This window comes from Curtobacterium oceanosedimentum (genome assembly GCF_020297365.1).
Taxonomy (GTDB): domain Bacteria; phylum Actinomycetota; class Actinomycetes; order Actinomycetales; family Microbacteriaceae; genus Curtobacterium.
The window spans coordinates 52,061-63,093 of record NZ_JAIXIG010000008.1 but is presented as its reverse complement, the minus strand read 5'-3'; the positions used below and the strand labels follow the sequence as shown (position 1 = coordinate 63,093).

At 72.3% G+C, this 11,033-nt stretch carries 14 protein-coding genes; 13 read left to right on the top strand and 1 reads right to left on the bottom strand.

Annotated features, from left to right (window positions below; all coding sequences use genetic code 11):
- Positions 1–15: 15 nt before the first annotated feature.
- Positions 16–669, bottom strand: a complete 654-nt coding sequence (locus tag LEL83_RS05290) for an NAD(P)-dependent oxidoreductase (RefSeq protein ID WP_225558019.1) — start codon at positions 667–669, stop codon at positions 16–18.
- Positions 670–731: 62 nt separating this feature from the next.
- On the opposite strand from LEL83_RS05290, the gene LEL83_RS05285 reads away from it, so the two are divergent.
- From LEL83_RS05285 to lgt, 13 genes are all read left to right on the top strand, one after another.
- Positions 732–1,331 carry a TetR/AcrR family transcriptional regulator gene (locus LEL83_RS05285; protein ID WP_198655963.1) on the top strand — a complete coding sequence of 200 codons (600 nt, stop codon included), beginning with the start codon at positions 732–734 and terminating at the stop codon, positions 1,329–1,331.
- A gap of 71 nt (positions 1,332–1,402) precedes the next feature.
- On the top strand, positions 1,403–2,062 hold the full coding sequence (rpe, locus tag LEL83_RS05280; protein WP_225558018.1) for a ribulose-phosphate 3-epimerase: 660 nt from the start codon (positions 1,403–1,405) through the stop codon (positions 2,060–2,062).
- A 101-nt stretch (positions 2,063–2,163) separates the two neighbouring features.
- Positions 2,164–2,427, top strand: coding sequence for a phosphoribosyl-ATP diphosphatase (locus LEL83_RS05275; protein ID WP_071256418.1), 264 nt, complete (start codon positions 2,164–2,166; stop codon positions 2,425–2,427).
- 45 nt (positions 2,428–2,472) lie between these two features.
- Positions 2,473–3,312, top strand: coding sequence for an ATP phosphoribosyltransferase (gene hisG, locus LEL83_RS05270; protein WP_198655961.1), 840 nt, complete (start codon positions 2,473–2,475; stop codon positions 3,310–3,312).
- An 11-nt stretch (positions 3,313–3,323) separates the two neighbouring features.
- Entirely contained in the window at positions 3,324–4,079 is a 756-nt protein-coding gene (gene hisF / locus LEL83_RS05265) for an imidazole glycerol phosphate synthase subunit HisF (RefSeq protein WP_225558017.1), read from the top strand.
- Positions 4,080–4,121: 42 nt separating this feature from the next.
- Positions 4,122–4,559: a phosphoribosyl-AMP cyclohydrolase gene (gene hisI, locus LEL83_RS05260; RefSeq protein WP_225558016.1), complete on the top strand. Its 438-nt coding sequence runs from the start codon at positions 4,122–4,124 to the stop codon at positions 4,557–4,559.
- The gene (locus tag LEL83_RS05255; RefSeq protein WP_198655959.1) at positions 4,556–6,100 is read left to right on the top strand and encodes an anthranilate synthase component I; all 1,545 of its coding nucleotides are present in this window, start codon (positions 4,556–4,558) and stop codon (positions 6,098–6,100) included. Before hisI ends, LEL83_RS05255 begins: the two co-directional genes overlap by 4 nt.
- A gap of 23 nt (positions 6,101–6,123) precedes the next feature.
- Complete coding sequence (locus LEL83_RS05250) at positions 6,124–6,795, top strand: Trp biosynthesis-associated membrane protein (protein WP_225558015.1); 672 nt, start codon at positions 6,124–6,126, stop codon at positions 6,793–6,795.
- A complete protein-coding gene (locus LEL83_RS05245) occupies positions 6,792–7,031 on the top strand; it encodes an HGxxPAAW family protein (RefSeq protein WP_198655957.1) in 240 nt (79 codons plus the stop codon). The genes LEL83_RS05250 and LEL83_RS05245 overlap by 4 nt, the downstream gene beginning before the upstream one ends.
- Before the next feature lie 16 nt (positions 7,032–7,047).
- Positions 7,048–7,833, top strand: a complete 786-nt coding sequence (gene trpC / locus LEL83_RS05240) for an indole-3-glycerol phosphate synthase TrpC (protein WP_225558055.1) — start codon at positions 7,048–7,050, stop codon at positions 7,831–7,833.
- A 62-nt stretch (positions 7,834–7,895) separates the two neighbouring features.
- Positions 7,896–9,110 carry a tryptophan synthase subunit beta gene (gene trpB / locus LEL83_RS05235; RefSeq protein WP_198655955.1) on the top strand — a complete coding sequence of 405 codons (1,215 nt, stop codon included), beginning with the start codon at positions 7,896–7,898 and terminating at the stop codon, positions 9,108–9,110.
- On the top strand, positions 9,107–9,916 hold the full coding sequence (gene trpA / locus LEL83_RS05230; protein WP_372454438.1) for a tryptophan synthase subunit alpha: 810 nt from the start codon (positions 9,107–9,109) through the stop codon (positions 9,914–9,916). The genes trpB and trpA overlap by 4 nt, the downstream gene beginning before the upstream one ends.
- Before the next feature lie 96 nt (positions 9,917–10,012).
- Complete coding sequence (lgt, locus tag LEL83_RS05225; RefSeq protein WP_225558014.1) at positions 10,013–10,996, top strand: prolipoprotein diacylglyceryl transferase; 984 nt, start codon at positions 10,013–10,015, stop codon at positions 10,994–10,996.
- The last annotated feature ends 37 nt before the right edge of the window (positions 10,997–11,033 follow it).

Below are 11,033 nucleotides of genomic sequence, written 5' to 3'. Positions count from 1 at the left end.
CGACCGGGACCGGGCTCAGCGCGACCGTCGGTAGGCACTGCCGTCGCACGTGTGCACGGCGGTCTCGTCGAACAGGGTGCGCAGGTTGTACGCAGCGCAGTCCCGGAATGTACCGATGCTGATCCACCGCGCCGAGCGGCGCAGCTCGCCCTTCGCGGGGCCGTCCGAGCCGATGCCGGCGCGGTGCACCGTCCAGGCGATGTCCTGCGCCTCGGCGTCGAGGTAGCGCATTACCAACTCGTTGTCCGCGTGCTGCCCGAGGTACTCCCGCGCGAGCGTCGACCGGACGAGCCGGAGCGGCGGCGCGAGTCGCTTGCCGGGAGGCGCGCTCAGCCCACCGGCCTGGTACAGCAACCGCCGGGTGCCGCTCCGGCGCATGGCCGGCACGAGCTCGCGGACGAACGCCGTGTTGACCGGTCGCTCGCGTTGCGCGGCGACGTCCCCGAGCATCACGACCACGGCCGTCACGCCGTCGAGCAGCGCGTCGAGGTCGAGGCCGTCGGTGACCGAGCCCTGCACGACCTGCAGGTCGTCGTGCTGGACCGCCAGCTTCGACGGCGTCCGGGCGACGGCGCGGACACGGTGTCCGGCATCGAGTGCGAGGCGGGTGAAGTGCTGGCCGGTCTGGCCCGTGGCGCCGAAGACGAGCAGGTGCTCTCGAAGTGTCATGCGCCCAATCTAGGCACTGACTAGAAAATAGGCAATGCCTAGTACCGCGGTAGGCTCTCCCCATGCCGGAGCGTCCCTTCCACCACGGGAACCTGCGGGCCGTGCTGCTCGACGAGGCCGTCGCGGTCCTGCGCGAGGACGGCGTCGACGGGTTGTCCCTCCGCGACCTGGCGCGCCGCGCGGGGGTCAGTCACGGCGCCCCGCGGAGCCACTTCGTCGACCGCCAGGCGCTCGTGGACGCCCTCGCCGTGCTCGGTTTCGAGCGACTGACCGCCGCGGTGCGCCGGGCGCTCTCCGGTTCGGCCGACCTCGACGACCGGTTCCGCCGGGTCGCGATGGCCTACGTCGACTTCGCCATCGACGACGCGGCGCTCATGGACCTCATGTTCCAGGCGTCGACGGGGGGTCGGTCCGGACCCGTCCGCGCCGCCGCCGAGTCGCTGTTCGCCGTGCTCGACGGCGCGCTCGGCACCGCACCGGTCGATCCCGGAGACGACCCCCGGACCACCTTCAAGCTCCTGTTCGCCGCGACCATGCAGGGGATCGCGGCCCTCGTCGTCGCGCGCCGCATCGACCGCCCGCAGGGCGAGCGGCTGGTCGGAGCGGCACTCGGCACGATGCTCCGGTCCGACCTCGGCACGCGCGCCCTCGGCACCGGCTGAGACCGCCCGGAACGGCGCGGCGCGCACCGGTGCGGGGTGGCCGGGCAGGCACGCGCCGGTAGGCTCGACGGGTGACGATCCGCATCTCGCCGAGCATCCTGTCCGCCGACTTCGCGAACCTCGAGCGCGAGCTGCACCGCATCGAGACCGCCGACCTGGTGCACGTCGACGTGATGGACAACCACTTCGTGCCGAACCTGACCCTCGGGCTGCCGATCGTGCAGCGCCTGCAGCAGGTGTCGCCGGTACCGCTCGACGTGCACCTGATGATCACCGACGCCGACACCGAGGCACCGAAGTACGCCGAGACCGGTGCGTCGAGCGTCACGTTCCACTTCGAGGCCGCCGACGACCCGGTGGCCACCGCCGCCGCGATCCGCTCGAACGGAGCCCGCGCCGCCGTCGCCGTCAAGCCCGGCACCCCGATCACCCAGGTGCTGCACCACCTCGACGCCTACGACATGATCCTGCTCATGACCGTCGAGCCGGGCTTCGGCGGCCAGTCGTTCATGCCGTCGGTGATGCCGAAGCTCGCCGACGCGCGTGCGGCCGTCGACGCCTCGGGGCTCGACGTCTGGCTCGAGGTCGACGGCGGCATCGCGGTCGACACCGTGCCCGAGGCCGTCCGCAGCGGTGCCGACACGCTGGTGGCGGGCTCCGCGGTGTACGGCGGTGAGCCGGCGGCCCGCATCGCGGACCTGCGCGCGGCGGCCGCAGCGGCGCGCTCGTGACCGGGGGAGCGCCGGACGCGGGCGGTCCCGCGGGGCCGACCCGGGCCTCCCGTCCGGACGGTGCGTCGGCGGCGACCGCGGAGACCGGTAGCCTGGTCGGCGTGAAGACGTTCGACGACCTGTTCGCGGAGCTGACCGAGAAGGCGCGCACGCGCCCCGACGGCTCCGGCACCGTCGCCGAACTGGATGCCGGTGTGCACCAGATCGGCAAGAAGATCGTGGAAGAGGCCGCCGAGGTCTGGATGGCGGCCGAGTACGAGGGCGACGAGCGCACCTCGGAGGAGATCTCCCAGCTGATCTACCACCTCCAGGTGCTCATGGTCGCCAAGGGGCTCACCCCGGCGGACGTCTGGCGACATCTCTGATCCGTTGATCAGCCGCCGACCCTCCCCGTAGAAAGCAGACCCCTGATGCTCCGCATCGCCGTGCCCAACAAGGGCTCCCTGTCCGAGACCGCCTCCGAGATGCTGCGGGAGGCCGGGTACGCCGGGCGCCGCGACCCGAAGGCGCTGCACCTGCTCGACGAGCGCAACGGCGTCGAGTTCTTCTTCCTCCGGCCGCGCGACATCGCCACCTACGTGGGGTCCGGCGCGCTCGACGTCGGCGTGACCGGTCGTGACCTGCTGCTCGACTCCGGGTCCGAGGCGCACGAGGTCGACGCGCTCGGCTTCGCCGACTCGACCTTCCGGTTCGCCGGGACGCCCGGGCGTTTCGGCTCGCTGCAGGACCTCGACGGCGTGCGGGTGGCGACGAGCTACCCCGGTCTCGTCGGTGCGTTCCTCGCCGAGCACGGCGTCACCGCGACGCTCGTCAAGCTCGACGGCGCCGTCGAGAGCGCCGTCCAGCTCGGCGTCGCGGACGCCGTCGCCGACGTCGTGTCGACGGGCAGCACGCTCCGACAGGCCGGGCTCGAGATCTTCGGCCCCGTGATCCTCGAGTCGACGGCGGTGCTCGTCTCCACCGACGAGACCATCCCCGGCATCGACGTGCTGCGCCGCCGCCTGCAGGGTGTCCTCGTCGCACGCGGCTACGTGATGCTCGACTACGACGTCCCCACGGCCCTGCTCGAGCAGGCCACCGCCGTGGCGTCCGGCATCGAGTCGCCCACGGTCTCGCCGTTGCACGACCGCGACTGGGCCGCCGTCCGGGTGATGATCCCGCGCGACGACGCGAACCTCATCATGGACGCGCTCTACGACCTCGGCGCCCGGGCGATCCTGGTCAGCCCGATCCACGCCGCACGCCTGTGACCGCCGGTGGCGTGTCGGTCCGGGTCGTCCCGTGCCTCGACGTCAAGGGCGGCCGGGTCGTCAAGGGCGTCAACTTCCTGGACCTGCAGGACGCCGGCGACCCCGTCGAGCTCGCCGCCCGGTACTACGAGCAGGGTGCCGACGAGCTGACCTTCCTCGACGTCGGCGCGACGGTCGAGAACCGCGCGACGATGTACGACACCGTGACCCGCACCGCCGAGCAGGTGTTCATCCCGCTCACCGTCGGTGGCGGCGTGCGATCGGTGGACGACGTCTCGCGGCTGCAGCAGTGCGGCGCCGACAAGATCGGCGTGAACAGCGCGGCGATCGCCCGGCACGAGCTGGTCGGCGAGATCGCGGACCGGTTCGGCGCGCAGGCCGTCGTCCTGTCGCTCGACGTCAAGCGCTCCGACCGGATGCCCTCGGGCTTCGTGGTCACCACCCACGGCGGGCGGACCGAGTCCGACCTCGACGCGATCGCCTGGGCGCGCGAGGCCGTCGAGCGTGGTGCGGGGGAGCTGCTCGTCAACTCCATCGACGCCGACGGCACGAAGAACGGGTTCGACCTCGAACTCGTGGCCGCGGTGCGGGCCGTCTCGTCGGTCCCGGTCATCGCGTCGGGAGGCGCGGGTCGGGTCGAGCACTTCGCCCCGGCCGTCGACGCGGGTGCCGACGCGGTCCTCGCCGCGTCCGTCTTCCACCGTGGCGAGATGACCGTGGGCGACGTCAAGGACGCGCTCCGCGCGACCGGCCACGTCGTCCGCTGAGCGGTGCCGTCCGCTCACCCGCCGCCGTAGGCTAGGAGCCTGATGACCGACAGCACCAGCACCGACACCGAAGCGGTCCTCGACCGCGCACGCTTCGGTGCGGACGGCCTGCTCCCCGCCATCGTGCAGGAGGAATCGTCGAAGGACGTCCTCATGCTCGGCTACATGGACCGGGAAGCCCTCCGCCGCACCCTCACCGAGGGACGCGTGACCTTCTGGTCGCGGTCGCGGAACGAGTACTGGCGCAAGGGTGACACCTCCGGCCACGCCCAGTACGTGCGCGCGGCGGCGCTCGACTGCGACGACGACACGCTCCTCGTCACGGTCCAGCAGGTCGGTGCCGCGTGCCACACCGGTGCGCACCGGTGCTTCGACGTCGACCCGCTCGCGCCGGTGACGGCGTCGGCGCCGTCGTCCTCCGGTGCGCCGGACGCGACCGGGCCCGCTCGAGCGGACACGGCAGTGGAGGCGAGCCGGTGACGGCCGCGACCGGGTCCGACCAGCCGCACACGACCTCCCGGCCGGAGTTCGACGCCCTGCTCGGCGACCACCGGGTCGTGCCGGTGGTGCGCGCGCTCTACGGCGACAGCGAGACGCCCGTCGGCGTGTACCGCAAGCTCGCCGACGGCCGTCCCGGGTCCTTCCTGCTCGAGTCCGCTGGGCAGGGCGGCCTGTGGTCGCGCTGGTCCTTCGTGGGTGTGCGCAGCTTCGGCGTGCTCACGCAGGACGGCGACCGCGCCGCCTGGATCGACACCGGCATCGCCGCGGAGCGGGCCGTCGGGTCGCTCGACGGCGCACCGCTCGAGGTGCTCGCGCGACTGCACGAACGGTGGGCCACGCCCCGGGTGCCGGGGTCGCCCCCGCTCGTCGGCGGCACGGTGGGCTTCATCGGGTGGGAGGCCGTCCGGCAGCTCGAACACCTGCCGAACGTGCCGCCGGCCGACTTCGACGTGCCCGGCCAGGCGCTGTCCTTCGTGTCCGAGCTGGCAGCGCTCGACCACCGCACGGGGCTCGTGCTGCTCGTCGCGAGCGTGCTGAACGACGGCACCGACGACGCGGACACCCTGTGGGCCGACGCGCAGCAGCGCCTCGACCGCATGCAGGGCGACCTGGTGCAGCCGACCGTGGCGACCGTCGCCGAGGCGTTCGAGATCGCCGAGCCGACGCCGACGCACCGCACCAGCCCGGCCGACTACATGGCGGCGGTGGACCGCTCGAAGGGGTTCATCCGCGACGGCGACGTGTTCCAGGTCGTCATCTCGCAGCGCTTCGACCACGAGGTCACGGCCGACCCGCTCGACGTCTACCGCGTGCTCCGGACGCTCAACCCGAGCCCGTACATGTACTTCCTGGCCCTGGCGGACACCGCCGACGAGCGCTTCTGGATCGTCGGCGCCTCGCCCGAGGCCCTGGTCAAGGTGCAGGACGGCCGCGCCATCACGCACCCCATCGCCGGGTCCCGACCGCGCGGCGCGACGCCCGAGGAGGACGTCCGTCTCGGCGAGGAGCTCCTCGGCGACCCGAAGGAGCGCGCCGAACACCTGATGCTCGTCGACCTCGCCCGCAACGACCTGCAGAAGGTGTGCGAGCCCGGCACGGTCGGTGTCACCGAGTTCATGACGGTCGAGCGGTTCAGCCACATCATGCACCTCGTCTCGAGCGTCGAGGGCCGGGTGCGCCCGGAGGCCTCGGCCATCGACGTGTTCCGCGCGACGTTCCCGGCCGGCACGCTCTCGGGCGCGCCGAAGCCGCGCGCGCTCGAGATCATCGACGAGCTCGAGCCGGCGAAGCGCGGCGCCTACGCCGGCGTCGTCGGGTACTTCGACTTCGCCGGGGACGCCGACCTCGCGATCGCGATCCGGACCGCCCTCATCAAGGACGGGGTCGCCCGCGTGCAGGCGGGTGCCGGCCTCGTGGCCGACTCCGACCCGGAGACCGAGCACGTCGAGGCCGTGAACAAGGCCGCAGCCCCGCTCCGTGCGGTCGCGACGGCGAACCGGATGCGCGAGGTCCGCCCGTGAAGCGCTCGCGTCCGATCGTCGTCGTGGCAGGGCTCCTGGTGGCCGGCGTGATCATGCTCGCCTGGACGCAGACCTGGTTCACCGTGCGGCTGCAGGCCGGCGCCGCCGTGACGTCGACCGTCGCGGCCGACGGCGCGGCGGTGGTGCCGCAGTACACGGCCCTCGCGATCGCGAGCCTCGCGCTGTTCCTCGCCATGACGATCGCCGGCCGGGTGCTGCGCGTCGTCCTCGCCGGGGTGGAGATCCTGCTGGGCGTCGGTGTGGTCGTCAGCGGGATCACGGCGCTCGTCGACCCGCTCGCCGCAGCCCGCGGTGCCGTCGGCGAGGTCGCCGGAGTGAGCGACCTCGGGGCCGTGCGACAGGTCGTCGCGAGCGTCTCCGTCAGCCCGTGGCCGGCCGTGGGCATCGCCGGCGGCGTGCTCGCCGTGCTGCTCGGCGGCGTGGTCGTCGTCGTGCAGCGCTCCTGGCCCGGCCCGAGCCGCAAGTACGGTGCGGCCACCTCCGGAGCGGCGGCAGCGGTACGCCGTGCGGCACCGGTGGAGCGCGACGCCGTCGTCGACTGGGACGACCTCAGCGCGGGCGTCGACCCGACCTCCGCGGACGGCGCGGTCGCCGGGTCACCCACCGACGACACGGTAGGATCGGAGCGGCGTCGGTCGTCCGACGACGCCGGAACAGAACGAGGAGCACCGTGAGCAACACTGAGCCCGCAGAACTCGGCGAAGGCCACTCGCCGGCCGCCTGGACCGCCGTCGTGATCATGCTGATCGGATTCGCGGCAGGCACGCTGTTCTTCTGGTTCGACATGCCGTGGGGCGTCTGGGCCTCGGCGGGCGTCGTCCTCATCGGCCTCATCGCCGGTGGTGTGATGAAGAAGGCCGGCTACGGCGTCGACGGCCCGAAGTTCGTCCCCAAGCACCACGGCGAGTAGAGCACCCATGCCGAACGTGCTCGAGACCCTCGTCGCGGGCGCGCTCGAGGACGCCGCTGCCCGTCGCGTCGACCGTCCGTACGCCGACGTCGAACGTGACCTCGACCGGGTGGCGTCGCCGCTCGACGCCCTGACCTTCCTGCAGCCCGGCGACCACGTCAAGGTGATCGCCGAGGTCAAGCGCGCGAGCCCGTCCCGCGGGTCGATGGCCCCCATCGCGGACCCCGCGGCCCTCGCCGCCGACTACGAGCGCGGTGGCGCGTCGACCATCAGCGTGCTGACCGAGGGCCGGAAGTTCCTCGGCAGCCTCGCCGACCTCGAGGCCGTGAAGGCCCGCGTCGGGGTCCCCGTGCTCCGCAAGGACTTCATCGCCGACCCGTACCAGGTGGTCGAGGCACGGGCCTCGGGCGCCGACGTCGTGCTGCTCATCGTGGCGGCGCTCGAGCAGGCGCGCCTGGTCGAGCTGCACGCCCTGGCCGAGGAGCTCGGCATGCGGGTGCTCGTCGAGGCCCACTCCGCCGACGAGGTCACCCGCGGGCTCGACGCCGGAGCACGGATCCTCGGTGTCAACGCCCGTGACCTGACCGACTTCTCGCTCGACCGCGACCTGTTCGGCCGGCTCGCCGACCGCATCCCCGCCGGGGTCGTGCGCGTCGCCGAGTCCGCCGTCTCCGGTCCTGCCGACGTCGCCCACTACCGGGCGGCCGGCGCCGACGTCGTGCTGGTCGGCGAGGCGCTCGTGACGGGCGCCGACCCCGCCGCCACCCTGGCGTCGTTCATCGCAGCCGCCGACCGCGGCTGACCGTTCCACCGTCCGACCCCGCCGACCCGGCGGTGTCGGGCTCGTCCCGGGAAGAACCCATCGTGACCTCACTCCGCGACCTGCACGGCCCGTACTTCGGCGACTTCGGCGGACGCTTCGTCCCCGAGTCCCTCGTCCTCGCGCTCGACGAGCTCGAAGCCGCGTTCCGCGAGGCCTGGGCGGACCCGTCCTTCCGCGCGGAACTCGACGAACTGCAGCGCGACTACACCGGTCGGCCCTCGATCATCACCGAGGTACCGCGGTTCGCGAAGCACGCCGGTGGCGCCCGCGTCATCCTGAAGCGCGAGGACCTCAACCACACCGGGTCGCACAAGATCAACAACGTCCTGGGCCAGGCGCTCGTCGCCCGTCGGCTCGGCAAGACCCGGCTGATCGCCGAGACCGGCGCCGGCCAGCACGGTGTCGCCACCGCGACGGCCGCCGCGCTGTTCGGCATGGAGTGCGTCGTGTACATGGGCGCCGTCGACACCGAGCGCCAGGCGCTCAACGTGGCTCGGATGCGGCTGCTCGGCGCCGAGGTGATCCCGGTCGAGACGGGATCACGCACCCTGAAGGACGCCATCAACGACGCGCTGCGCGACTGGGTCGCCAACGTCGAGTCGACGCACTACCTGCTCGGCACCGTCGCGGGTCCGCACCCGTTCCCGGAGATGGTCCGCGAGTTCCACAAGGTGATCGGGGAAGAGGCGCGCCAGCAGGTCCTGGACCGCATCGGCCGCCTGCCCGACGCCGTCGCTGCCTGCGTCGGCGGCGGCTCGAACGCCATGGGCATCTTCGAGGCGTTCCTCGACGACGAGTCGGTCGCGCTGCACGGCTTCGAGGCCGGCGGCGAGGGCGTCGAGACAGGTCGGCACGCCGCGAGCATCACCCTCGGCCGCGAGGGCGTCCTGCAGGGAACGAAGTCCTACCTGATGCAGGACGAGGACGGCCAGACCATCGAGAGCCACAGCATCTCCGCCGGCCTCGACTACCCGAGTGTCGGTCCGGAGCACGCCTACCTGGCGTCCATCGGGCGGGCGAAGTACGAGCCGATCACCGACGCCGAGGCGATGGAGGCGTTCCGTCTGCTCAGCCAGACCGAGGGCATCATCCCCGCCATCGAGTCGTCGCACGCCCTGGCCGGCGCGATCAAGCTCGGCAAGGAGCTCGGCCCCGAGGGTGTCGTGCTCGTGAACCTGTCCGGCCGCGGTGACAAGGACGTCGCGTCCGCCAGTCGCTACTTCGGCATCCTCGACGAGAACGCGGTGCAGCTGTGACCACTGACGAGACGAACACGCCCCGCTCGGTCGCCACGACGATCGACCGCGCCAACGCCGAGCGCGCCGGTGCGGTCGTCGGCTACCTGCCCGCCGGGTACCCGGACCTGCAGACCAGCGTCGACGCGGCCGTCGCCCTGGCGGAGAACGGGGTCGACGTCATCGAGTTCGGCCTGCCGTACTCCGACCCCGTGATGGACGGACCGGTCATTCAGCGCGCCGCCGAGGAGAGCCTGGCGAACGGGTTCCGTGTCGCGCAGGTCTTCGACGCCGTGCAGCAGATCACCGAACGCGCCGACGTCCCGGTGCTCGTCATGACCTACTGGAACCCGGTGCTGCGCTACGGCGTCGACCGCTTCGCCGACGACCTGGTCGCCGCGGGGGCCGCCGGACTCATCACGCCGGACCTCATCCCCGACGAGGCCACGGCGTGGACCGAGGCCTCCGAGCGCACCGGGCTCGACCGGGTGTTCCTCGCCGCGCCGTCGTCGTCGGACGACCGGATGCGCCAGGCCGTCGAAGCGAGCCGCGGGTTCGTGTACGCCGTCTCCACGATGGGCGTCACGGGTGCCCGCGCGGGCGTCGACTCGGCCGCACGCACCGTGGTGTCCCGGCTCCGCGACGCCGGCGTCGAGCGCACCTGCGTCGGCCTCGGGATCTCGACCGCCGAGCAGGTCGGCGAGGTGCTCGAGTACGCCGACGGCGCCATCGTCGGGTCGGCCTTCGTGCGCGCACTGGCCGACCTCGGTGTGCAGGGCGTGGCCGACCGTGCCGCCGACCTCACCACCGGTGCCCGCCGCCGCTAGTCCAGTTCCTGTCGGACCCGTTCCCCGCGCTACAGTGAGCGGGTCCGACGCCACGTCGACCGCGCCCCGTCAGTCCCGAAAGGCGACCGTTCCTCCATGCCCCTCCTGAGCATCCCGAGCCCGAGCACCGCCTGGCAGTACTTCGACCTCACCGCCTGGTTGCGCGACGCGTTCGGTTGGTCGCTGCCCCTCGACTTCCGCATCCACGCCTACGCGATCTGCATCCTCGTCGGGATCGTCGCCGCGGTGCTGCTCGCGAACCGTCGGCTCAACGCCCGGGGCGTCGAGCGCTGGATCATCATCGACATCGCGATCTGGGCCGTCCCCGCCGGCATCATCGGCGGTCGGCTCTTCCACGTCGTCACGCACGTGTCCGACTACTTCGGTCCGGGCATCGACCCGCTGTCCTTCCTGTACATCTGGGAGGGCGGGCTCGCGATCTTCGGCGCGCTGATCCTCGGCTCGGTCGGCGCCTGGATCGGGTGCCGCCAGGTCGGGCTGCGCTTCACGTCGTTCATCGACGCGGTCGTGCCCGGCGTGCTGCTCGCGCAGGCGTTCGGTCGCCTGGGCAACTACTTCAACCAGGAGCTCTTCGGCATGCCGACGAGCCTGCCGTGGGGGCTCGAGATCGACTCGACCAACGCGGCGTTCCCGACGGGGCTGCCCGAGGGCACGCTGTTCCACCCGACGTTCCTGTACGAGATCCTCTGGAACGTGCTCGGCGTCGTCGTGATCCTGTTCCTCGCGCGCCGGTTCACGCTGCAGTGGGGCAAGGTCCTGGCCCTGTACCTGATCTGGTACGGCGTCGGCCGGTCGGTCCTGGAGTCCATCCGCGTGGACACGAGCGAGACCTTCTTCGGTGTCCGCACGAACGTCTGGATGGCGCTGGCGGCGATCCTCATCGGCATCCTGATCTTCGTGGTGCAGAGCCGACGCCACACGGGCAAGGAGCCGAGCCCGTACCTGCCGGGTCGCGAGCCCCGTCCGAGGTCCGCTGTAGACTCCGAGGACACCTTCTCGGAGCACGACGACGACGCAGCAGCCGTCACGAGCGACGACGCGGTGACGACCACCCGCTAGCCACGGCGGCGGCACAGCCCGTCCACCCGCGGTCACC